This window comes from Micromonospora sp. HNM0581 (assembly GCF_012726175.1).
GTDB lineage: Bacteria > Actinomycetota > Actinomycetes > Mycobacteriales > Micromonosporaceae > Micromonospora.
In genome coordinates this window covers 262200-284427 of sequence record NZ_JAASAD010000002.1, presented here as the reverse complement: position 1 = coordinate 284427, position 22228 = coordinate 262200, and the positions used below count along the sequence as shown (strand labels likewise).

Below are 22228 nucleotides of genomic sequence, written 5' to 3'. Positions count from 1 at the left end.
GACTCCTGTCGTCGGAGGGGACCGCCGGCGGAGAGGGGACGGCGGGCGACGCGGTGCAGCGGGTGAAACGGACTGCGCGCGGCCCGTCAAGTGACGGACCGCGCGCAAATTGTACGCCTCGACGGCCGCTTCAGACGCCCGTGCCCACTTCGAGCCGGAGCCACAGGCCGAGCCCGATGATGCAGGCGAACCAGACGATGCCCACCAGGACGGTGTAGCGGTCCAGGTTCTTCTCTGCCACCGACGAACCGGCCAGGCTGGAGCTGACACCACCACCGAACATGCTGGACATCCCACCGCCCTTACCCCGGTGCAGCAGGATCAGCAGGACGAGCAGGAAGCTCGTGATGACCAGCAACACGATCAACGTGTAGGCGAACCAGATCGGCATGGCGGGGGTCAGTCCTCTCGTTACGATCCTCGCCCGGACAGTTCGGGCACGGCGGCACCGACCGGCGGACGGGCGGAGTCAAGGATAGCGAGCGATCAGCCGGTGATGTGCTCCGGGAACCGGCAGATCTTCGCGAACTCCTCGGCGTCCAGGCTGGCGCCGCCCACCAGGGCGCCGTCCACATCCGGCTGCGCCATGATCGATGCGACGTTGGACGACTTGACTGAGCCGCCGTAGAGGATGCGAACGCCATCGGCGGTGGTCTGGTCCACCGTGTCGGCCAGCCGGGCCCGCAGCGCGCCGCACACCTCCTGGGCGTCCTGCGGGGTAGCCGTCTTGCCGGTGCCGATCGCCCACACCGGCTCGTAGGCGACCACCACCCGCAGCATCTGCTCCGGACTGAGCCCCTTGAGCGCGGCGTCGAGCTGGTCGGTGCAGTGTGCCACGTGGGTGCCCTGCTCGCGGACGTCCAGCCCCTCCCCCACGCACAGGATCGGGGTGAGGCCGTGGGTGAGGGCCGCCTGCACCTTGGCACCCACCAACGTGTCGTCCTCGCGGTGGTACTGCCGCCGCTCGGAATGCCCGACCGCCACGTACGAGCAGCCGAGCTTGGCCAGCATCGCGCCGGAGACCTCCCCGGTGTACGCGCCGGAGGCGTGCGGTGACAGGTCCTGAGCGCCGTAGCCGATGAGCAGCTTGTCGCCCTCCACCACGGTCTGCACCGTACGCAGGTCGGTGAAGGGCGGCAGCACCACCGTCTCCACCTCGGTCAGCTGCTTCTCGGTGAGGCTGGCCGCCAGCTTCTGCACCAGCAGGTTCGCCTCGAGGTGGTTGAGGTTCATCTTCCAGTTGCCGGCCATCAGCGGCCGGCGGGGGGCGCTCGCCATCACTTCTCCAGGGCTGCGATGCCGGGGAGGGTCTTGCCCTCCAGGTACTCCAGGGACGCGCCGCCACCGGTGGAGATGTGCCCGAAGGACTTCTCGTCCAGCCCCAGCGCCCGCACCGCTGCGGCCGAGTCACCGCCGCCGACCACACTGAACGCGTCGGCTGCGGCGATCGCCTCGGCGACCCCACGGGTGCCGTGCGCGAACGCGGGCATCTCGAACACCCCCATCGGGCCGTTCCAGAAGATCGTCCGGGCGTCCTTGACGGCGGCGGCGAAGCCCGCCACCGTCTTCGGGCCGACGTCCAGTCCCACCCGCTTGCTGGGGATGCCGTCCGCAGGCACCGTGTCGTGCGCGGCGTCCGGGGCGAAGGCGTCGGCCGCCACCACGTCGACCGGGAGCATGATCTTGCCCTCGGCGCGCTCCAACAGGTTGCGGCAGGTCTCCACCATCTCCGCCTCCAGCAGGGAGGAGCCGACCTCGTGGCCCTGGGCCTTGAGGAAGGTGAAGCACATGCCGCCACCGATGAGCAGCCGGTCGACCTTCGGCAGCAGCGCCTCGATCACCGCGAGCTTGTCGGAGACCTTCGACCCGCCGAGCACCACCACGTACGGCCGCTCGGGTTCACCGGTGAGCTGCGACAGCACCTCCACCTCGCGCAGCACCAACCGACCGGCCACGTGCGGCAGCCGCACGGGCACGTCGTGGACGCTCGCGTGCTTGCGGTGCACCGCGCCGAACGCGTCGTCGACGTACACGTCGCCCAGGGCGGCGAGCTGGTCGGCGAAGGCACCCCGTTCGGCGTCGTCCTTGCTGGTCTCCCCCTTGTTGAAACGGAGGTTCTCCAGCAGCGCCACCTCGCCGTCGGCGAGTGCCGCCACCGTCGCCCGAGCGGATTCGCCGACCGTGTCGGTGGCGAAGTGCACCGCCGTACCGAGCAGCTCACCGAGCCGCCCGGCGACCGGGGCGAGGCTGAACTGCGGGTCCGGTGCACCCTTCGGCCGGCCCAGGTGGGAGCAGACGACCACCTTCGCACCGGCTTCGGTCAACGCGCCGAGGGTCGGCAGCACCGCTCGGATCCGGCCGTCGTCGGTGATGTCGCCGGTCTGCTTGTCGAGCGGGACGTTCAGGTCGGCGCGCACCAGCACGCGCCGACCCGAAACCCCCTCGGCGAGCAGGTCGTCGAGGTTACGGATACTCACCGAGATGGTCCTCCGTTCGTGACCGCAGGGCTCGCAAGCTCACTCCTCGCACTCACAGCGACGAACCAACCAGCTTCACCAGGTCTACCAGGCGGTTGGAGTAACCCCACTCGTTGTCGTACCAACCGACGACCTTCACCTGGTTACCGATGACCTTGGTCAGCGGCGCGTCGAAGATGCACGACGCCGGGTCGGTGACGATGTCGGCGCTGACGATCGGGTCCTCGTTGTAGGTGAGGATGCCCCGCAGCGGCCCTTCGGCGGCAGCCTTCAGCGCGGCGTTGACCTCGTCCACCGAGGTTTCCCGACCGACGGTGACAGTCAGGTCGGTGGCGGACCCGGTCGGGATCGGCACCCGCAGCGCGTACCCGTCCAGCTTGCCCTTGAGGTCCGGCAGCACCAGGCCGATGGCTTTCGCGGCGCCGGTCGAGGTCGGCACGATGTTCAGCGCGGCGGCCCGGGCCCGACGCAGGTCCTTGTGCGGCGCGTCCTGCAGGTTCTGGTCCTGGGTGTAGGCGTGGATGGTGGTCATCAGACCCTGCTGGATGCCGAACGTGTCGTGCAGGACCTTCGCCATCGGCGCCAGGCAGTTGGTGGTGCAGGAGGCGTTCGAGATGATCGTGTGCTTGGCTGGGTCGTACTGACCGTCGTTGACGCCCATCACGACCGTGACGTCCTCGTTCTTCGCCGGAGCGGAGATGATGACCTTCTTGGCCCCGCCGTCGATGTGCGCCTTGGCCTTGGTGGCGTCGGTGAAGAAGCCGGTCGACTCGATGACCACGTCCACACCGGCGTCACCCCACGGCAGCGCCGCCGGGTCCTTCTCGGCGTACGCCTTGATGGATTTTCCACCGACGGTGATCTCGTCGGCGGTGGCCTTGACCTCCTGCGGGAGGCGACCCAGGATGCTGTCGTACTTGAGCAGGTGGGCGAGCGTCGCGTTGTCGGTCAGGTCGTTGACGGCCACGACCTCGACGTCGGCGCCGGACGCCAGCACTGCCCGGAAGAAGTTACGGCCGATCCGGCCGAAGCCGTTGATGCCAACCCGGATGGTCACAGGTCCCATCTCCTCGCGTTCTGGTCCGCCGGCGTGGAGACCCTCGGCCGGCGGAATTGTTGTGCGCCGACCGTTGGAGCCGGCCGTTGACGGTTCATCCCGGCCACCCCGCCGGTCCAGGGGACCTGACCACCGTCGAGGCGGTGGGTACGGCGGGGAAAGCCGGTGCCGGCCCCCTTGCCGTACGCAGCGACCATATCCGAGCGCGCCGAGCCGCACTGCGCCGGGTGGTCGCCCCACCGTCCTATCAGACCACGAGCATGTCGGGCGTGACGGCCGCTTCGGTATCCGGGATACCGAGGTCGCGAGCCCGCCGGTCAGCGAGCGCCAGCAGGCGGCGGATCCGCCCGGCGATGGCATCCTTGGTCAGCGGCGGGTCGGCGAGCGCGCCCAGTTCCTCCAGGGACGCCTGGCGGTGCTCCAGCCGCAGCCGGCCGGCCGAGGTCAGGTGCTCCGGCGCGTCGTCGGCGAGGATCTCCAACGCCCGGGTCACCCGGGCGGCGGCGGCCACCGCAGCCCGGGCCGACCGCCGCAGGTTGGCGTCGTCGAAGTTCGCCAACCGGTTGGCCGTCGCCCGCACCTCCCGCCGGACCCGGCGCTCCTCCCAGGCCAGCACACTGGAATGGGCACCGATACGGGTGAGCAGTGCGGCGATCGCGTCACCGTCCTTGACCACCACCCGGTCGACGCCGCGTACCTCCCGGTTCTTGGCGGTGATGCCCAGTCGACGGGCCGCGCCGACCAGCGCCAGCGCCGACTCCGGCCCCGGGCAGGTGATCTCCAGGGCGCTGGAGCGACCGGGCTCGGTCAACGAGCCGTGGGCCATGAACGCACCCCGCCAAGCGGACACCGCACAGCAGACGCTGGCGGCGACGACGTGCGGTGGCAACCCGCGCACCGGTCGGCCACGCACGTCGAGCAGCCCGGTCTGCCGGGCCAGCGCCTCGCCGTCCTTGACGACCCGGACGATGAAGTGGCTGCCCTTGCGCAGCCCGCCGGACGCGAGCACGTGGATCTCGCTCGGATAGCCGTAGACCTCGGCGATCTCGCGCCGCAGCCGCCGGGCCACCGCGCCGGTGTCGAGTTCGGCCTCCACCACCACCCGCCCGGACACGATGTGCAGCCCACCGGCGAACCGCAGCAGCGCCGCCATCTCCGCCCGCCGGCAGCAGGGCTTGGGCACGTCGACCCGACTCAGCTCGTCCTTCACCGCAGCCGTCATCGCCATTGTGCGTCCCCTCACGGACCGGTTCCGGCGTGTCGCCGGAGATTACGTACGTGTCTAACGATCGGCGCCCAGTACAGGCACCAGGGCGGCGCCCAGAGCAGCCGGATCGTGACGGGGAGTGCCGTCGTCGACCGCGACGGGAGCGAGGACCAGCCGAGCTCCCAGGGATTCTGCCGCACGGTGGACCGGTTCGGGGTCACCGACCGCCTTGGCGTCGGCGAGTACGACGTCGGCGGTCAGCTCCGGCAGGTACCAGCCCAACGCCGCCAGGTGGTCGGCGACGGAGAGCCCGAGGGTCTCCTTCTCGGCGGCGAGGTTGAGGGTGACCAGTCGTCGGGCCGGGCTGGCCAGGATGGCGGCGGCCAGCTGCGGCACCAGCAGGTGCGGCAGCACGCTCGTGTACCAGCTGCCCGGCCCGAAGATGAGCCAGTCGGCGATGCCGATGGCACCGACCGCCTCCGCACATGCCGCCGGCGCCTGCGGGGTGAGCCGCAACGATTCGACCCGCCCGGTGGTGACCGCGACCTGGTGCTGTCCGCGTAGCGTGTACACCTCGTCGGGACGTCCCGGGTCGGCCCCGCGTACCCGGGCCTCGATGTCGACTGGTTGCCGGGACATCGGCAGCACCCGCCCTACCGAGCCGAGCATCGCGCCCGCGTGTTCCAGCGCCGCCACCGGGTCGCCCAGCAGCTCCATCAGCCCACAGAGCACCAGATTGCCCACCGCGTGCCCGGCCAACCCGTCACCCCGACCGCCGACCGCCACCTCGACGAAGCGGTGTTGGAACAGACCCGCGCTGCGCCGGGTGGCGGGATGGTCGCCGGCCAACGCCACAAGGGCCTGCCGAAGGTCACCGGGTGGCAGCCCGCCCCGTTCGGCGCGCAGCCGGCCACTGGAGCCACCGTCGTCACCGACGGTCACCACCGCCGTGATGTCCAGATCCAGTTCGGGTGCGCAGCGGCGCAGTGCGCGCAGGGAGGCGGACAGGCCGTGCCCGCCACCGAACGCCACCACCCGGATCGTCATTCCCGCCCCAGATCGCGGTGCTGGGCGTTGGCGGCCAGCCCGATCCGGCGGAGTCGAGCGGCCAACTCCTCGGCGATCGCCACGCTGCGGTGCTTGCCGCCGGTGCACCCGACCGCCACGGTCAGGTACCGCTTGCCTTCGCGCTCGAAGCCGGCCGTAGTGGCGTTCACCAGGTCCGCGTACGCGTCGACGAAGGTGTCCGCGCCTTCCTGCCCCAGCACGTACGCACTCACCGCCTCCTCGCGTCCGGTGTGCTCGCGCAGTTCGGGCACCCAGTACGGGTTGGGCAGGAACCGGGCGTCCATCACGAAGTCGGCGTCCGGCGGCAGTCCGTACTTGAAACCGAAGGAGATCACCGTCAGTCGTAACCGGCGGGCGTCCTCCCCACCGAACAGCTCCTCGACCCGACGGCGTAGCTGGTTGACGTTGAGGTGACTGGTGTCGATGATCACGTCGGCCTGGTCGCGGGCTTCCTCCAGCAAACCCCGTTCGACGGCGATGCCGTCGGCGAGCCGACCCTCGCCCTGCAACGGATGCGAACGCCGCACACTCTCGAACCGGCGAATCAGCACCTCGTCGTCGGCGTCGACGAAGACCACCCGGGGGGCGTAGCCGCGCTCCTTCAGCTCGCGGATCGCCTCGGCCAGATCCGTGGAGAAGGCTCGGGAACGCACGTCCAGCACCATGGCGGTGCGTCGGGCCGCCCCGCCCGCCTTCACCGCCAGCTCCGCCATCTCCAGCAGCAGCGCCTGCGGCAGGTTGTCGACGACGTAGAAGCCCACGTTCTCCAGGGCCCTGGCCACGGTGCTGCGTCCGCCACCGGACAGGCCCGTGACAACGACCAGTGTGGTGTCCGTTTCGGCAGTCGTCCCGGTCTGCTCACCGGGTACGCCCGCACGGTGACCGGTCGTGTGCGCCTCGCCCACCCGTCTGCCCCTCCAACTGCGCTGCCCCGGCGTCAGCGGCCGGGCGTGGTCAAGCAGCGACTCTAGCTCGCCGGTGTCCGGCTCCGCGGGACGCACCGCCGCCGCGCCGATCCCACCACCGGCTGATGGTGTCGGGCGACGCTGTGCGCGTCGGATGTCGGCTGACTGACGGCGCGCGGCGCGGGAGACGGTTATCCTCCGGCCATGGGCAGGCACGGGGCGCGGCTGCGCTGGGTGGTTGCCCTGGTGTCGGTCACGATCGCCGTGTTGGCCACGGTGGACCGCTACGTCGACCGCGAACGCGAGTGGGCACACGGCGGCGACCAGGTGGCGGTGACCGTCGAGGCCGTGCTGCCGGAGCCAGACCAGGTGGCGGACTCGGTCGTCGCGTTCGGCTGGCCCGAGCCGGTGGACAGTGTCATCGGTGATCCCGACCGGCAGTCGGTGGTGTTACGACTGCGCTGGTCGGGGCCGACCCGGAAGGGCCACTACCAGGTCATCCTGCTCGACTCTCGGATGGAACCGGCCCGGGTGGTCCAGCCGTACTCCGGTTGGGACGCCGCCGGCGGCACCGGCTTCAACTGGGCCGGCGCGTACGACGTGCTGGCCGACCGCTACCCCTGGCTCGCCGACACCGCCACCCGCGAGGAGCCCGACGGCACGTTCGGCACCCCGGGCAACGTCGGCGCGGTGGGCACCCGTGCGACCGCCGACGGCAGCCTGATCGCCGTCTTCCGGCTGGTGCCCGGTGCCGTGCCGCTGACCGACCCGTCGCGCCTGGCGGTGGCGTTCTGCTACGTCGCCCCCGACGGCGACGTCCGCTGGGCCAAACGGGTCCCCGTCTTACCGGCCGACTGAACACCGGGCTGCGTCGCTGCGCGTCCGGACTGCCAGCAACTCGGTCAGGCCGGGCTACCCTGCTCCTGGCGACCGCGCGTCGAAGTGTTCCCGGGCTCGCTGCACCTCGGGCAGGTGGGCCTCGCTCCAGCCGAGTAACGCGTCGATGAGCTGTTGCAGCGTCTTCCCCAACGGTGCGATGCGGTACTCGACTGCGACCGGTCGCGTGCCCACGATCACTCGCTCGACCATTCCGTTGCGCTCCAGCCGTCGCAGCGTCGTCGTCAGTGACTTCTGTGTCACGACCGGGAGCGCACGGCGCAGTTCGTTGAACCGCAGTGATCGCCCGCACAGCTGGTCGAGAACTTGCAGGGACCATTTGTCGAGCACTTGGTCGAGCAACTCCCGCTGCTCCGCGGTGACCTGAGAGTGATGGAAGGACGTGGTTTCCCGCACGACACCTAGGCTAGTTGAAGTGCCCTCGGGGTACCAGGTAGTCATGAGATACCTACTTGATCGGCGAAGGGATCTCTGATGGCCACGCAGCTTCTCACCCCGGAAGGCATGTTCCAGCCGGTGCCGTACCACCATGTCGCGGTAGGTGCCGGCACCCGGCACGTCCACGTCGCCGGGCAGATCGCGCGAGACGGCGTCGGAAATCCGGTCGCCACGGGCGACCTCGCCGGGCAGATCAGGCAGGCGCTGCGCAACACGGCGCGTGGACTCGGTGGCGCGGGCGCGAGCTTCACCGACGTGGTGCGCCTACGGTTCTTCGTCACCGGGTGGAGCGCCGAGAACCGGAACGCCATCATGACCGCCTTCTTCGCGGGTATCGACAGCGTCACCGACGAGCTCGGCATCCCCCGCCCGTTGCCGCCGCTGTCCGTGATCGGCGTCGATTACCTCTTCGAACCGGACGTGCTGGTCGAGATCGAGGCGTACGCCGTGCTCACCTGAGCAGACCGACCGGCGCTGGCGCGGGGCGAGCGGGAGGACGGGCGAGGAGTCGGAACTGACGTCCCGCCGGCCGGCAACGGCGTACGGTCGCTGTCCGGGGTGGCTCGTAGAATCCTCGGATGGTCTCTCCCGCCGACGTGAACGTCACCGACCTGGCCACCTCCGACGCCCCGACCGGGGAAAGGGTGACCGCGGCGCTGGACGTGCTGCGGCGGGTCTTCGGGTACGACTCCTTCCGGGGCTTCCAGCGGGAGGTCATCGACCATGTGGTGGCCGGCGGTGACGCGCTGGTGCTGATGCCGACCGGCGGCGGCAAGTCGTTGTGCTACCAGATTCCCGCGCTGGTCCGCGACGGCGTCGCCGTGGTGATCTCGCCGCTGATCGCGCTGATGCAGGACCAGGTCGACGCGCTGACCGCGGTCGGGGTGCGGGCCGGATTCCTCAACTCCACCCTCGACCCGGGCACCCGCCGGCTGGTCGAGGCGGAGTTCGTGGCCGGCGAAATCGATCTGCTCTACCTGGCGCCGGAGGCGCTGGCCAGCCGGGTCACGCTGAACCTGCTGGACCGGGGGCGGATCGGCCTGTTCGCCATCGACGAGGCGCACTGCGTGTCGCAGTGGGGCCACGACTTCCGGCCCGACTACCTCAACCTGTCCATGCTGCACGAACGCTGGCCGGGCGTACCCCGTATAGCGCTGACCGCCACCGCGACCAGCGCCACCCGGTCCGAGATCGCCACCCGGCTCAGCCTCACCGAGGCGCGGCACTTCGTGGCCAGCTTCGACCGCCCCAACATCCAGTACCGGATCGTGCCGAAGCGGGAGCCGCGTAAGCAGCTACTGGCCCTGCTGCGCGACGAGCATCCCGGCGACGCGGGCATCGTCTACTGCCTGTCCCGTGCCTCGGTGGAGAAAACCGCCGACTTCCTGGTCGCCAACGGCATCGACGCGCTGCCCTACCACGCCGGACTGGACGCGTCGACCCGCGCCGCCAACCAGCAACGCTTCCTCCGCGCCGACGGCGTGGTGATGGTGGCGACGATCGCTTTCGGGATGGGCATCGACAAGCCCGACGTACGATTCGTCGCCCACCTCGACCTGCCCAAGTCGGTCGAGGGCTACTACCAGGAGACTGGCCGCGCCGGCCGCGACGGCCTGCCGTCGACCGCCTGGCTGGCCTACGGGCTACCGGACGTGGTGCAGCAACGGAAGATGATCGACACCTCCGAGGGCGATCTGGCGCACCGGCGCAACCTCGCCGCCCATCTCGACGCGATGCTCGCGCTCTGCGAGACGGTCCGCTGCCGCCGGGCGCAGTTGCTGGAGTACTTCGGCGAGCCGGGCACCGGCGGCTGCGGCAACTGCGACACCTGCCTGGAGCCGCCCGAGTCCTGGGACGGCACGGTGGTCGCGCAGAAGCTGCTCTCCACCGTTGTCCGACTCGACCGGGAGCGCAACCAACGGTTCGGCGCCGGGCACTGCATCGACATCCTGCTCGGTCGTACCACCGACAAGATCAGCCAGCATCGGCACGACTCGCTCACCGTGTTCGGCATCGGCGGGGAACTGAGCGAGGCGGAGTGGCGCGGCGTGGTCCGGCAACTGCTCGCCGAGGGACTTCTCGCCGTCGAGGGCGACTACGGCACCCTGGCGCTGACCGACGCCAGCGCCGAGGTGCTCGGCCGGCGGCGCACCGTGATGCTTCGCCGCGAGGCGGCACGCCCGGCGAAGGTCGCGAAGCCCCGGGGCGCGGCCACCGTGGTGGCCGAGCTTCCGGCGGAGGCGGCCGGCACGTTCGAGCGACTGCGGGCCTGGCGGGCGGCCACCGCGAAGGAGCAGGGCGTACCCGCGTACGTCATCTTCCACGACGCGACGTTGCGGCAGATCGCCGCCGATGCGCCGTCCAGCCTAGCCGAGCTGTCCCGCATCAGCGGAGTCGGCGAGAACAAGTTGGCCAGGTACGGCGACCAGCTTCTCGGGGTGCTCGCCGACGGCTGAGTTCACCGTCGGCGACCCGTTCGTGCTGTCAGCTCGACAGGGTCGCCACCCACACCCGCACCGCATCTGCCAGGTACCAGGCTCTCCTGGCGACCTCGACGACGCAACATCGACGGTGGTCATTCGGCGGGCTGTCGCTCGTCGCCGCCGGCGCCGAGCGCGGCCAGGATGGCCTCGGCCGTGCGCCGGCCGACGCCGGGAACCTCGATGATCTCCTCGACGGTGGCGGCCGAGAGACGTTTCAGCGAGCCGAAGTGACGCAGCAACGCCGAACGGCGTACCTCGCCCAGGCCGGGAACGTCCTCCAACGCCGAGGTGGTCATCCGTTTGGAGCGACGCTGACGGTGGAACGTGATGGCGAAGCGGTGCGCCTCGTCGCGTACCCGTTGCAGCAGGTAGAGCCCCTCGGAGGCGCGCGGCAGGATGACCGGGAAGTCGTCGTCGGGCAGCCAGACCTCCTCCAGCCGCTTGGCCAGGCCGCACAGCGCCACATCGTCGACGCCCAGCTCGGCGAGGGCCTGCGCCGCGGCGGCGACCTGCGGCGCTCCGCCGTCGACCACCACCAGTTGCGGCGGGTACGCGAACTTGCGTGGCCGGCCGGTGGTCGGGTCGACCAACGTGCCGATCCGGGGCTCGTCGCTGCCGTCGACGACGCCTGCGTCACCACCGTCGACAGCGGCCGACGCGCCGCTGAGGGGGTACGCCGCGACCGTGGCCGGGTCAGGGGCGGCGGTGTCAGCGTCGGCGGTGTCAGCGTCGGCGGTGTCCACGGCGGCGGTGTCCACGGCGGCGGGCGGGATGACGAGGTCGGCGGCAGACTCGACACCGACCTCTCCGGTCTCCGCTCGGGCGTCGAGGTAGCGGGCGAAGCGGCGGCGCAGCACCTCGGACATCGCCGAGAGGTCGTCGGTGGCGCCCCGGATGATGAACCGACGGTACTCACTCTTGCGGGGCAGCCCGTCCTCGAAGACGACCATGCTCGCCACCACGTCGGTGCCCTGGATCTGTGAGATGTCGAAGCACTCGATGCGCAGCGGGGCCGTTCCCATGCCGAGCGCCTCGGTGATCTCGTCGAGGGCCTTGCCGCGGGTGGTGAGATCACCGGCCCGCTTGAGCTTGTGCCGGGCCAGGGCATCCTTCGCATTACGTTCGACGGTCTCCATCAGGGCCCGCTTGTCACCACGCTGCGGCACCCGCAGGGTTACCCGGCCACCCCGGTGGCCGGAGAGCCAGTCGGCCAGGGCGTCCGAGTCGGCCGGCAGCTCGGGCACCAGCAACTCCCGTGGCACGTCGGCCTCGCCGTGTTCGCCGCCGTAGACCTGGGTGCAGAAGTGGTGCACCAGGTCGCCCGTCGTGAGCTCCTCGGTCTTCTCCACCACCCAACCGCGCTGACCGCGTACCCGGCCGCTGCGCACGTGGAAAACCTGGACCGCGGCTTCGAGCGGATCGTCGGCGAAGGCCACCACGTCGGCGTCGGTGCCGTCGCCGAGCACCACGGTCTGCTTCTCCATCGCCCGGCGTAGCGCGGCGACGTCGTCGCGCAGCCGGGCGGCCCGCTCGAACTCCAGCTGCTCGCTGGCCTCGGCCATCTCGCGTTCCAGTTTGCGGACCATGGTGTCGGTGCGCCCGGCCATGAAGTCGCAGAAGTCGTCGACGATCTCGCGGTGCCGCTCGGCGGAGACGGTACCGACGCAGGGGGCCGAGCACTTGCCGATGTAGCCCAGCAGGCAGGGACGGCCAACCTGACCGGCCCGCTTGAACACCCCGGCTGAGCAGGTGCGCGCCGGGAAGACCCTCAGGAGCAGGTCGAGCGTTTCGCGGATCGCCCAGGCGTGTGAGTACGGCCCGAAGTAGCGCACCCCCTTGCGCTTGGCCCCGCGCATCACCTGGAGCCGTGGGTACTCCTCGTCGAGGGTCACCGCCAGGTAGGGATAGGACTTGTCGTCGCGGTACCGGACGTTGAACCTCGGGTCGTACTGCTTGATCCAGAGGTATTCGAGCTGGAGCGCCTCGACCTCGGTGCCGACGGTGACCCAGTCGACCGCCTCGGCGGTGGTGACCATCTGCTGGGTGCGCTGGTGTAGCCCCCACAGGTCGGCGAAGTAGGAGTTGAGCCGGCTGCGCAGATTCTTCGCCTTGCCCACGTAGATGACCCGACCGGTGCCGTCGTAGAAGCGGTAGACCCCCGGCGCCTCGGGGATCGTGCCCGGCGCGGGGCGGTAGGTCGACGGATCAGCCACAGCCCGAGACTAGTCGCCACCTCCGACAGCCCGAATCGTCCCTGGATGACCCTTCTCGAGTTGACCGGGCTCTCGCCACGAGAATCCCGATCGACGCCTTCGCCGGCAACGACTACTTCCTCAGGGAATGCGCCGAGATCCTGCCGCCCGGCCACAGCGGCAACGCCACCCTCGTCGAGATACGGCCTGACCCGCGGCACCTCCTACGGCTTCCCGCTCTGGGAGAGGTCCGTCTACACCCAGTGATGCCGGCGGTCGTGGGCCGGGCCTCACCGTCCCGGCCGCGACCGCCCTCCGATCGGCTCAGGCAAGCGCGATCTGGTCGCCGTCGATCGTGATCTCCTTGACCGGCAGCGGCTCGGTGGCGGGGCCGGCGGTGACCGAACCGTCCTCGATGGAGAACTTGCTGCCGTGGCAGGTGCAGTTGATCGTGCCACCGTCGACGTTCGACACCGGGCAGCCCTGATGGGTGCAGATCGGATCGAAGCCCTTGAAGTCACCTGCGGCGGGTTGAGTGATCACCACGCCCTGGGCGGCGAAGACCGCGCCGCCGCCGACCGGGATGTCGGTGGTGCGGGCCAGTGACTGGGCGCCCTCCCGGTCCCCGCCACCGGCGTCGCCGGTGTTGGTGACCTCCGGCCCGGGACTCGGCGCCGCACCGTCGTCGCCGTCACCGCCGCAGGCGGTCAGCACCGCCACCGCGCCGAGGGCACCCGCGCCGGTGAGCAGGGCTCGGCGGGTACGCACTCCACGCCCCGCCGGTGCCTGGTCGTCGCTGGTACCAGTGCTGCGTTGCGCCTCGCTCATGCCTCACCTCTCCGTCGGTCACCCTGGTCAATGGTCTGCCACCACTCTCCCTACACGTACCGTTCTGCCTGGCGGTTCACCCGATCGGCCACCGGGTACGCGGTCCCGGACGCCGGTCAGCGGGTGCCGGCGGCGGTCTTCCGGCCGCCGCGGGACCGGCCGGCGTTGGCTTTCGCCGCCCGGGCGGTGGCCGCCACGGCACCCTTCGCCGTGCCGTCGAGCTTGAGCACGGTACGCAGGAACTGCCCGGTGTGACTTTCGGTGACCTCGGCGACCTCCTCGGGGCTACCGGCGGCCAGCACCGTACCGCCCCGGTGGCCACCCTCGGGACCCATGTCGATGAGCCAGTCGGCGCTCTTGATCACGTCGAGGTTGTGCTCGATCGTGATCACCGTGTTGCCCTTGTCGACCAGACCCTCCAACACCAGCAGCAGCTTGCGGATGTCCTCGAAGTGCAGGCCGGTGGTCGGTTCGTCGAGCACGTAGACCGTCCGCCCGGTCGAACGCTTCTGCAACTCCGAGGCGAGCTTGACCCGCTGCGCCTCGCCACCGGAGAGCGTCGGCGCCGGCTGCCCCAGCCGTACGTAGCCCAGACCGACGTCGACCAGCGTCTTGAGGTGTCGGTGGATGGCCGGGATGGCGGAGAAGAACTCAGCCGCCTCCTCGATCGGCATCTCCAGCACGTCGGAGACGGTCTTGCCCTTGTAGTGCACCTCCAGGGTCTCCCGGTTGTACCGGGCACCCTTGCAGACCTCGCACGGCACGTACACGTCGGGCAGGAAGTTCATCTCGATCTTGATCGTGCCGTCACCGGAGCACGCCTCACACCGGCCCCCCTTGACGTTGAAGGAGAACCGTCCGGGACCGTACCCACGGACCTTCGCCTCGGTGGTCTCGGCGAACAGTTTCCGCACGTGGTCCCACACCCCGGTGTAGGTGGCCGGGTTGGACCGTGGGGTACGCCCGATCGGCGACTGGTCCACGCCGACGACCTTGTCGACGTGCTCCAGTCCGGAGATCCGGGTGTGCCGACCCGGCACCAGCCGGGCACCGTTGATCTGGTTGGCCAGCACCGTGTAGAGAATGTCGTTGACGAGAGTCGACTTGCCTGAGCCGCTGACCCCGGTGACGGCGATCAGCTGGCCCAGCGGGAAGCTCACGGTCAGGTTACGCAGGTTGTGTTCGCGGGCCCCGTGCACCACCAGCTCACGCCCCGTGGTCTGCGGTCGACGTCTGTCGGGTGTCGGGATCTCCCGCCGGCCGCAGAGGTAGGCCCCGGTCAGCGACTCCGGGTTCTCCAGCAGCGCCGGCACCGAACCACTGTGCACGATCCGACCGCCGTGTTCCCCGGCTCCGGGACCGATGTCGACGATCCAGTCGGCGGTACGGATGGTGTCCTCGTCGTGCTCGACCACGATCAGTGTGTTGCCCAGGCCGCGCAGTCGCACGAGGGTCTCGATCAGCCGGTGGTTGTCCCGCTGGTGCAGCCCGATCGACGGTTCGTCGAGCACGTAGAGCACCCCGACCAGGCCGGAGCCGATCTGGGTGGCCAGCCGGATCCGCTGCGCCTCGCCGCCGGAGAGGGTGCCGGCCGGTCGGTCCAGGGAGAGGTAGTCCAGCCCGACGTCGAGCAGGAAACGCAACCGGGCGTTGATCTCCTTGAGCACCCGCTCGGCGATCAACTTCTGCCGGTCGGTCAGCTCGATGCCGGCCAGCAGTTCGGCGCACTCACCCACCGACAGGTTGCACACCTCGGCGATGCTGCGTCCGGCCAGGGTGACCGCGAGCACCTCGGGCTTGAGTCGGGCTCCACCGCAGGCCGCGCAGGGCACGTCGCGCATGTAGCCCTCGTACTTCTCCCGCGACCACTCGCTCTCGGTGTCGGAGTGCCGGCGTTCGATCCACTGCATCACGCCCTCGAAGCCGGTGTAGTACGAACGCTCCCGGCCGTACTTGTTGCGGTAGCGCACGTGCACCTGGTCGCCGGAGCCGTGCAGGATCGTCTTCTGCGCCCGCGACGGCAACGCCCGCCAGGGTGTGTCGACGTCGAAGTGCTCCGCCTCGCCGAGCGCCTCCAGCAGGCGCAGGAAGTATTCCAGGTTGTGCCCGGTCGACCAGGGCTGGATCGCACCCTCCCGCAGGCTGCGCTCCGGGTCGGGGACGACCAGCTCAGGGTCGACCTCCTTCTTGGTGCCCAGGCCGGTGCACTCCGGGCAGGCTCCGTACGGCGCGTTGAAGGAGAAGACCCGTGGCTCCAGGTCCTCGATGGCGAGAGGGTGGTCGTTGGGGCAGGCAAGGTGCTCGGAGTAGCGCCGTTCCCGGCCGGGGTCGTCCTCGGGCAGGTCGACGAAGTCGAGCAGGACCAGGCCCCCGGAAAGTCCCAGCGCCGCCTCGACCGAATCGGTCAGCCGTTGCTTGGCGCTGGGCTTGACGCTGAGCCGGTCGATCACCACCTCGATGGTGTGCTTCTCCTGTTTCTTCAGCTTCGGCGGATCGGTGAGCTGGTGCACCACCCCGTCGACCCGGGCCCGGGCATATCCCTTGGCCTGGAGTTCGGCGAACAGGTCGACGTACTCGCCCTTGCGCCCCCGCACGACTGGTGCGAGGACCATGAAGCGGGTCCCTTCGGCCATGGCGAGCACCCGGTCGACGATCTGCTGCGGACTCTGCCGGGAGATGCGTTCGCCGCAGACCGGGCAGTGCGGCTCGCCGACCCGGGCGAAGAGCAGCCGCAGGTAGTCGTAGACCTCGGTGATCGTGCCGACGGTGGAGCGGGGGTTGCGTGAGGTGGACTTCTGGTCAATGGAGACGGCCGGGCTCAGGCCTTCGATGAAGTCGACGTCCGGCTTGTCCATCTGGCCGAGGAACTGCCGGGCGTACGACGACAGCGACTCTACGTACCGACGCTGTCCCTCGGCGAAGATCGTGTCGAAGGCCAGGCTCGACTTGCCCGACCCGGACAGCCCGGTGAACACGATCAGGGCGTCCCGGGGCAGGTCGAGACTGACGTCACGCAGGTTGTGCTCGCGTGCGCCACGAATGATCAAACGGTCGGCCACGGTCCGTGTACTCCCGGGTGAGACGAAGAGAAGGATCTGTCCGCTAATGAGATAAACTCAGCGGTTGTGCCAGCGCATAGCGTGCGCCCCGGCAACTGTAGACCCGCCCTCCGACAACTTCCCCCAGCCAGCGCCCCCTCCCCGACAGTCCCATCGATCATGCAGTCGAAGCATCCGACAAGACGGACATTCAGCGTAGCCGGGTGACGTCGCCGACGGCTGCGGCCAGCAGCGCACCGCCGGTCGGGTCCCGCCACGTCGGAAGTGAGTTCCGCCGCGACGTGGTGGGCGCGGGCCACTAGGGTCAGCACCGTGACGATGGATTCGCTGCCGCGGACCGGCTCCGACCCCCGGCGTCACCCTGACCGTCACCCCCCGCGGACAGCGGCCCACCACCCGAACGGATCCAGGGACCATGGCCTACAGCGGAGAAGTCACCCCCGGCGGCCCGCCTGCGGTACGCGAACTCGACCGGCTGACCATCACCAAGGTGTCGGTTGGGCCAATGGACAACAACGCCTACCTGCTGCGCTGCGGCAACACCGGCGAGCAGGTGCTGATCGACGCCGCGAACGAGGCGCCCCGCCTGTTGGATCTGATCGGCGACGCCGGCCTCACCACGGTGGTGACCACCCATCAGCACATGGACCACTGGGTGGGTCTGGAAGAGGTGGCGGCCAAGACCGGCGCGCGTGCCCTGGTGCACGCCGACGACGCGGCCGGCCTACCGATCGAGACGCAGTCCCTCACCGACGGTGATGTCGTGCCGGTCGGTGACTGTGCCCTGGAGGTCATCCACCTCCGGGGCCACACCCCCGGCTCGGTGGCGCTGCTCTACCGTGACCCGACCGGTGTACCGCACCTATTCACCGGGGACAGTCTGTTCCCCGGCGGGGTGGGGAACACCGATCGGGATCCGCATCGGTTCGCGGCACTCATCGACGACGTCGAGCACAAGCTATTCGACCGGCTGCCCGACGAAACCTGGTTCTATCCCGGGCACGGCCAGGACTCGACGCTCGGCGCGCAGCGTCCCCACCTGGCCGAGTGGCGCGCCCGCGGCTGGTGACAGCCCGCTGGTCGACGGGGCAGGTCCCGTCGACCGTTCGGGTCAGCGGTTGGTGACCGCGCGCAGTCGGCGTCGGGTACCGAGCAGCACCAGGACTGCCAGCAGCAGCCCTCCGACCATGGTCACCAGGAGCGGACTCACCCCGGCGGGGACCAGCCCGGCCAAGGTCCGCGACGCGGTACCCGCCACCAGGTAGAGTCCGGTCCATCCGGCCGCGCCGAGGGCCGCGTACCCGAGGAACCGCAGGTACGACATGTGCAGCCCGCCTGCGGCCAGTGGCAGCAACGCGTTGAACACCGGCAGAAACGGCGCGATCAGCACCAGCCGCCCGCCGTCGCGGCGCAGGATGCCCTCCGCCGCGGCCCACCGCGTCTCGCCGATCCAGCTACCGACGCGGCTGCGCCGCAGGCGGTCGCCCCACAGCCGGCCGACCATGAAACTCAGCGACCAGCCGGTTAGGCATCCGGTGACCACGGCGACGAAGGCCGCCAGCCCGGTGGCGGGGCCGCCGACCGCCACGGCGGCGAGCACCGCCACGTCACCGGGTACGAGGACCCCGAGCAGCGGCACCGCGTCGAAGAGCATGACCACCCCGAGCACCGCCATCAGCACCACCAAGGGCAGTTCCCCGACCTGGGCCAACTGGTCTACCATTCCTCGTACGCTAGGGCCTGCCCGCCACCGCGGACATCAGGTTTCGCCCCCATTCTTCGGCGAGGCCCCTGCGGGTGTACCCCGATCCCCGTCGCGTCGTCGTCATCCGCGGCAGCGCCTGAGGCGCTTCGCCCGGCAAATCCCCAATCCACCGGTTACTGTCGGGATGGTATTGGGCGATCACCGGCGCGCAAGCCAGCGGTCGACCGCATGGAACAGGGAGAGAGTACGCATGGCAACCGGCACCGTGAAGTGGTTCAACTCCGAAAAGGGCTTCGGCTTCATCGAGCAGGACGGCGGAGGACCCGACGTCTTCGTCCACTACTCGGCCATCCAGTCCAGCGGTTACCGCGAGCTGACCGAGGGGCAGAAGGTCGAGTTCGACGTGACCCAGGGGCAGAAGGGCCCGCAGGCGGACAACGTCCGTCCGCTCTGACTCGTACCGGTCCCGTGGGGCTGACCGCACGGCGGTGGGTGGCGGCCGGAACCGGCCGCCACCCGTCAGGGTGCCGCCTCAGGCCGCCAGGCGCCGGCTCAGCTCACTGACGACCTGGTCCGCCACGGTGGGCGGGATCGCTGCCGCGATCTCCTGCGGGGTGAGACCGGCCAGCACCCCGGCGACTATCGCCTGCTCGTCGGTGAAATCCCGGTTGACCAGCGATTCCACCGCGCCCTGCAGGGCGGTGAGCTGGGCGCCGATGCTACGTAGCGTCGGATGGGAGACCTGGAAGTCGGGGTTGATGTGGTCCTCCCCCATAGCCATCCGGGTGTAGGTCTGTCCGACCGGGTTGCGACCGTCCAGCACGGTGAGGTTGCGGTGGACGGTCTTGAGCCAGTTGTGCTCCTCGGGTGTCATGTCATTCTCCCCATCTTCGGAGTCGAGTAGTCCGATGGCGGTCAGGTAGCGGCGGAACAGGGGCCGCTGGTCGCGTTTCGCCTTGATCGAGTCTCGGAAGAAGCTGAAGTGGGTGTGCCACAGGTGGGACCGGTCCCCGGTGCTGCGGCGACCGAGCCGGTCCCAGCGCCGGACCACCTTGCCGTCCGGCGAATAGATGATCTCTCGGATGTCGCGGGTGTCCGGGGCGTTCGCGGCGCACTGCGCCACACACCAGGTCGAGAATGTGAACAGGTTGTGGGTTCGGCCGCGGGAGTTGAGTCGGAACGTTCCCACGTCCAGGGCTGCGGCGTCGAGAGTGAGCCCGTTGCGGTCGCGGCTCGACTCGACCACCGAGTAGTCGTTGGTGACGACCCGGTCCGACCCGCAGTGGTAGCCCCCTCGATGGTTGGCGTCGCCGACGATGCCGACCTCGTTGGGTTCGAGATCCTCGTCTCGACCACGCTTGGGATCGCGGTCGAGATGCTCAAGCAGCAGACTACGGACGGCGAGAAGATTTGCCGGTGCCCGCGTCATGGATCCCCCTTCGCTATTCATTGAGGACCAGGCGCGACAGTGACACCGCGTACGCGGTGGAGAGGCTCACCGGCAGGCCCGGTCGATCGGTTGCACGGCGCCGGGCGTACCACCACGATAACTCGAACTGCCGGCAAATGCCCAGCTCAGATGGGCTTTGAATCAGCTTGGAGGAGGCTGAGAGGCAGAGTGGACGACCGGTAGGACCACTGCGGACGGACACTTCGGATCATGCATGATCTCTCGAAATCCACTACGGAGTGTCACAGCCTCACCGAGGGGTTCACCGGTGCCCGGGTTGCGTGCGTAGCGGGGATGGGCCCCGCCGGAGACCTGTAGCCGCAGCCGGCGCCCGGGAGCGAAACGATGAGCGGTGGGCCACATCTCGACCGACACCGCGACGGTGTCCGTGTCGTCGGCGGGGAAGCGCTGCGGGTCGAGCCGGACCAGCCCGTCACAGATGTTCCACGAGCGACCCCGAGCATCCACATCGCACAGCCGAACGAAAACGTCCAGGTACCTGAGGTCACTGCGCAGGTAGATCTGGGCACGTACCGGCCCGACCACCTCGATTCCGGCGGTCAGCGGTTCGCTGGTCCAGGTCAGCACGTCGGGCCGCGCCTCGATCGGGCGATTGTCGAACGGTCCGGCCCGTTGAGCCACCAGCAGCGGACCGCCGAGAGAAGGCGTCGGATCGGCCGGGTCGTACCAGAATCCGTCCGGCGGCGACGGCACCGGCTCAGCGGCTCGCAGGACCCCGCCAGGGTGCAGGTGCCACCGTACGACCTCGGCGGGCGGCGGCCAGTCGGGCAAATCACGCCAGCCACCACCGGCGCCACCGACGTGCACCCGCACCGCCGTGTCGGCTGGGGCGTCGGTGACGTCACCGGACCGCTCGTCGCACAGGTGGGTGCCAAGCCAGCCCAGTCCCTCGCGCAGGGCGGCGACGAACATACCCGGACTGCCGTGTGTCCATGGCCCGACCACCAGACGTGGCCGCGCACCGACGGCCCGCAGCGCCGCGTAGTCGCGCAGTTGAGCCGGCAGAAAAATGTCGTGCCAGCCGCTGATCATCGCCACGGGGGCGGTGACCAGGTGCAGCCGGTCGTCGAAGACCCGGCTGCGCCAGTAGTCGGCGTGCGGGGTGTGGTGCCGTAGCCACTGCTGAAAGAACGGCACGGTCACCCCCGTGGCGACCCGGTCGGCCTCGACCAACGGCAGGTGGGACAGGGCGGCGGTCAGCCTCGGCTGGCCGCGCTTGAGCTCCCACTGGCGGGCCAGCCACGGGACGGTCTGCGCCTGCAACAGCTCGGCCCAGGTCAACACGGTGTCCAGGGCGAACGATTCTCCGGCATAGGTGGAGTCGCGGGTTGTCGAGGCGGTGGCGACCGCGACCATCGCCCGTAGTTGGGGGCCGGCGTCCGCCGCGAGCGCCCACTGGACGAAACCCTGGTAGCTGGCGCCGAACATGCCGAACGCTCCGGTCCACCACCGCTGTCGACGCAACCAGTCGAGCGTGTCCATTCCGTCGTCACGTTCGTGCACGAGCGGCTCGAACTCGCCTCCGGAGCCGCCGGTGCCCCGGCACGACTGGATGACCACGTGAAATCCCTGCTCGGCGGCGAGTCGGCAGAGCAACCGCATCGGTCCGGCCCGCCCGTACGGGGTGCGGATCAGGACGGTGGGCGCGGCGGGCAGGTTGGGCGCGTAGTGGTCGGCGCGTAGCAGCACGCCGTCCCGTACCCGCAGCGCGATGTCCCGGGTGACGGAGACCCGTCGGGTCCGCGGTGGGGGCAGTCGCAGCGCGACGGCGGCGAGTCCAGCCGCCAGAGCATCGAGCACGGATCACTCCGACCGGCGTCGATGCGGCTCGGTCCGGGCGGCTCGGACCTCGTCCCGGTGCTCCCGCAGCGAGGCTCCCATCGCCGTGATGAACCGGTACACCACCTCCAGCTCGTCGTCGCGGAAGCCGGCCATCACCCGGTCGGTACGTTCACCCAACGGCCGGAAGAAACCCGTTGCCAGCTCGGCGCCGCGCTGGGCGTAGCGCAGCAGCACCTTTCGCCGGTCCGTGGTGTCCCGGTCTCGGCGCAGATGCCCGGCGCGTTCCAGGCGGTCGATCAGGGCCGTCACCGAACCGGAGGAGAGTCCGAGGTGTTCGCCGAGCCGACCGGGCGTGATCGGGTCACCGACCAGCTCGGCGTCCATCACGGCGATCAGTGCCTGCAGGTCCGTGGCGTTGAGACCGTGCTGGCCGGCGAAGGCATGACCCACGTGCTGCGCGTTCACGCCGTAACGACGTAGTTCGGCCGTGATCTCGGCGATCAACTCGTCCCGGCGCGTGTCGCGCCGGCGGTACATACCGTGCGCTGTCACATCCCGCCGCTTCCTCCCGACGTTCCCGGGTTCGCAGCATAACCGAGCCACCCGCCCGTCTCGACCGACGAGAATCTTCACCTGCGAGCGGTTGCAGCATCTTTTTT

At 69.8% G+C, this 22228-nt stretch carries 19 protein-coding genes and 1 pseudogene; 5 read left to right on the top strand and 15 right to left on the bottom strand.

All coding sequences use genetic code 11. The annotated features are described in order from the left end of the window. Positions 1–130 precede the first annotated feature (130 nt). The 7 genes from secG to rapZ form a co-directional block, all read right to left on the bottom strand. Positions 131–391 carry a preprotein translocase subunit SecG gene (gene secG / locus HCA58_RS04180; RefSeq protein WP_169596407.1) on the bottom strand — a complete coding sequence of 87 codons (261 nt, stop codon included), beginning with the start codon at positions 389–391 and terminating at the stop codon, positions 131–133. Positions 392–486: 95 nt separating this feature from the next. Next, the gene (tpiA, locus tag HCA58_RS04175; protein WP_169596406.1) at positions 487–1278 is read right to left on the bottom strand and encodes a triose-phosphate isomerase; all 792 of its coding nucleotides are present in this window, start codon (positions 1276–1278) and stop codon (positions 487–489) included. Beyond that, complete coding sequence (locus tag HCA58_RS04170; protein WP_169596405.1) at positions 1278–2477, bottom strand: phosphoglycerate kinase; 1200 nt, start codon at positions 2475–2477, stop codon at positions 1278–1280. The genes tpiA and HCA58_RS04170 overlap by 1 nt, the downstream gene beginning before the upstream one ends. Positions 2478–2529: 52 nt before the next feature. After that, positions 2530–3534 carry a type I glyceraldehyde-3-phosphate dehydrogenase gene (gene gap / locus HCA58_RS04165; protein ID WP_169596404.1) on the bottom strand — a complete coding sequence of 335 codons (1005 nt, stop codon included), beginning with the start codon at positions 3532–3534 and terminating at the stop codon, positions 2530–2532. Positions 3535–3781: 247 nt separating this feature from the next. Further along, positions 3782–4762: a DNA-binding protein WhiA gene (whiA, locus tag HCA58_RS04160; protein WP_169596403.1), complete on the bottom strand. Its 981-nt coding sequence runs from the start codon at positions 4760–4762 to the stop codon at positions 3782–3784. A 54-nt stretch (positions 4763–4816) separates the two neighbouring features. Further along, the gene (gene yvcK, locus HCA58_RS04155) at positions 4817–5788 is read right to left on the bottom strand and encodes a uridine diphosphate-N-acetylglucosamine-binding protein YvcK (protein WP_169596402.1); all 972 of its coding nucleotides are present in this window, start codon (positions 5786–5788) and stop codon (positions 4817–4819) included. Beyond that, on the bottom strand, positions 5785–6633 hold the full coding sequence (gene rapZ, locus HCA58_RS04150; protein ID WP_169596627.1) for an RNase adapter RapZ: 849 nt from the start codon (positions 6631–6633) through the stop codon (positions 5785–5787). Before rapZ ends, yvcK begins: the two co-directional genes overlap by 4 nt. 285 nt (positions 6634–6918) lie before the next feature. Here rapZ and HCA58_RS04145 point away from each other — a divergent pair, with 285 nt between their 5' ends. Beyond that, positions 6919–7572 (top strand): hypothetical protein, encoded by a 654-nt coding sequence (locus tag HCA58_RS04145; RefSeq protein WP_169596401.1) that lies wholly within the window; start codon positions 6919–6921, stop codon positions 7570–7572. Positions 7573–7626: 54 nt separating this feature from the next. Here the strand turns inward: HCA58_RS04145 and HCA58_RS04140 are convergent, their stop codons facing one another. Beyond that, positions 7627–8007 carry a helix-turn-helix domain-containing protein gene (locus HCA58_RS04140; RefSeq protein WP_169596400.1) on the bottom strand — a complete coding sequence of 127 codons (381 nt, stop codon included), beginning with the start codon at positions 8005–8007 and terminating at the stop codon, positions 7627–7629. Between the two features lie 78 nt (positions 8008–8085). On the opposite strand from HCA58_RS04140, the gene HCA58_RS04135 reads away from it, so the two are divergent. Continuing rightward, entirely contained in the window at positions 8086–8508 is a 423-nt protein-coding gene (locus HCA58_RS04135; RefSeq protein ID WP_169596399.1) for a RidA family protein, read from the top strand. A 119-nt stretch (positions 8509–8627) separates the two neighbouring features. Further along, on the top strand, positions 8628–10505 hold the full coding sequence (gene recQ / locus HCA58_RS04130; RefSeq protein ID WP_169596398.1) for a DNA helicase RecQ: 1878 nt from the start codon (positions 8628–8630) through the stop codon (positions 10503–10505). Positions 10506–10660: 155 nt separating this feature from the next. On the opposite strand, the pseudogene uvrC reads toward recQ, so the two are convergent. The 3 genes and pseudogenes from uvrC to uvrA all read right to left on the bottom strand — a co-directional run. Then, positions 10661–12745, bottom strand: a pseudogene (gene uvrC, locus HCA58_RS04125) (excinuclease ABC subunit UvrC); the annotation flags it as partial. A 303-nt stretch (positions 12746–13048) separates the two neighbouring features. After that, complete coding sequence (locus tag HCA58_RS04120; protein WP_169596396.1) at positions 13049–13552, bottom strand: Rieske (2Fe-2S) protein; 504 nt, start codon at positions 13550–13552, stop codon at positions 13049–13051. Between the two features lie 116 nt (positions 13553–13668). Next, positions 13669–16611, bottom strand: coding sequence for an excinuclease ABC subunit UvrA (gene uvrA / locus HCA58_RS04115; RefSeq protein WP_169596395.1), 2943 nt, complete (start codon positions 16609–16611; stop codon positions 13669–13671). A gap of 415 nt (positions 16612–17026) precedes the next feature. Here uvrA and HCA58_RS04110 point away from each other — a divergent pair, with 415 nt between their 5' ends. Next, complete coding sequence (locus HCA58_RS04110; RefSeq protein WP_169596394.1) at positions 17027–17680, top strand: MBL fold metallo-hydrolase; 654 nt, start codon at positions 17027–17029, stop codon at positions 17678–17680. Positions 17681–17722: 42 nt separating this feature from the next. Here the strand turns inward: HCA58_RS04110 and HCA58_RS04105 are convergent, their stop codons facing one another. Continuing rightward, a complete protein-coding gene (locus HCA58_RS04105; RefSeq protein WP_169596393.1) occupies positions 17723–18334 on the bottom strand; it encodes a VTT domain-containing protein in 612 nt (203 codons plus the stop codon). 232 nt (positions 18335–18566) lie between these two features. Between HCA58_RS04105 and HCA58_RS04100 the strand changes: the two genes are divergently transcribed. Next, the gene (locus tag HCA58_RS04100; RefSeq protein ID WP_169596392.1) at positions 18567–18770 is read left to right on the top strand and encodes a cold-shock protein; all 204 of its coding nucleotides are present in this window, start codon (positions 18567–18569) and stop codon (positions 18768–18770) included. A 78-nt stretch (positions 18771–18848) separates the two neighbouring features. Here the strand turns inward: HCA58_RS04100 and HCA58_RS04095 are convergent, their stop codons facing one another. From HCA58_RS04095 to HCA58_RS04085, 3 genes are all read right to left on the bottom strand, one after another. Then, positions 18849–19745, bottom strand: a complete 897-nt coding sequence (locus HCA58_RS04095; protein ID WP_169596391.1) for a hypothetical protein — start codon at positions 19743–19745, stop codon at positions 18849–18851. Positions 19746–19907: 162 nt separating this feature from the next. Continuing rightward, positions 19908–21587, bottom strand: a complete 1680-nt coding sequence (locus HCA58_RS04090) for a CocE/NonD family hydrolase (protein ID WP_169596390.1) — start codon at positions 21585–21587, stop codon at positions 19908–19910. 3 nt (positions 21588–21590) lie between these two features. Next, positions 21591–22106, bottom strand: coding sequence for a MarR family transcriptional regulator (locus tag HCA58_RS04085; RefSeq protein ID WP_169596626.1), 516 nt, complete (start codon positions 22104–22106; stop codon positions 21591–21593). Between the last annotated feature and the right edge of the window lie 122 nt (positions 22107–22228).

What these genes read in the sequence shown, in the direction of transcription:
- secG (WP_169596407.1), bottom strand. Translation starts at nt 391, where the DNA reads ATGCCGATCTGGTTCGCCTACACGTTGATCGTGTTGCTGGTCATCACG.
- tpiA (WP_169596406.1), bottom strand. Translation starts at nt 1,278, where the DNA reads ATGGCGAGCGCCCCCCGCCGGCCGCTGATGGCCGGCAACTGGAAGATG.
- whiA (WP_169596403.1), bottom strand. Translation starts at nt 4,762, where the DNA reads ATGGCGATGACGGCTGCGGTGAAGGACGAGCTGAGTCGGGTCGACGTG.
- yvcK (WP_169596402.1), bottom strand. Translation starts at nt 5,788, where the DNA reads ATGACGATCCGGGTGGTGGCGTTCGGTGGCGGGCACGGCCTGTCCGCC.
- HCA58_RS04145 (WP_169596401.1), top strand. Translation starts at nt 6,919, where the DNA reads ATGGGCAGGCACGGGGCGCGGCTGCGCTGGGTGGTTGCCCTGGTGTCG.
- HCA58_RS04135 (WP_169596399.1), top strand. Translation starts at nt 8,086, where the DNA reads ATGGCCACGCAGCTTCTCACCCCGGAAGGCATGTTCCAGCCGGTGCCG.
- recQ (WP_169596398.1), top strand. Translation starts at nt 8,628, where the DNA reads ATGGTCTCTCCCGCCGACGTGAACGTCACCGACCTGGCCACCTCCGAC.
- HCA58_RS04120 (WP_169596396.1), bottom strand. Translation starts at nt 13,552, where the DNA reads ATGAGCGAGGCGCAACGCAGCACTGGTACCAGCGACGACCAGGCACCG.
- HCA58_RS04110 (WP_169596394.1), top strand. Translation starts at nt 17,027, where the DNA reads ATGGCCTACAGCGGAGAAGTCACCCCCGGCGGCCCGCCTGCGGTACGC.
- HCA58_RS04105 (WP_169596393.1), bottom strand. Translation starts at nt 18,334, where the DNA reads ATGGTAGACCAGTTGGCCCAGGTCGGGGAACTGCCCTTGGTGGTGCTG.
- HCA58_RS04100 (WP_169596392.1), top strand. Translation starts at nt 18,567, where the DNA reads ATGGCAACCGGCACCGTGAAGTGGTTCAACTCCGAAAAGGGCTTCGGC.
- HCA58_RS04095 (WP_169596391.1), bottom strand. Translation starts at nt 19,745, where the DNA reads ATGACGCGGGCACCGGCAAATCTTCTCGCCGTCCGTAGTCTGCTGCTT.
- HCA58_RS04085 (WP_169596626.1), bottom strand. Translation starts at nt 22,106, where the DNA reads ATGTACCGCCGGCGCGACACGCGCCGGGACGAGTTGATCGCCGAGATC.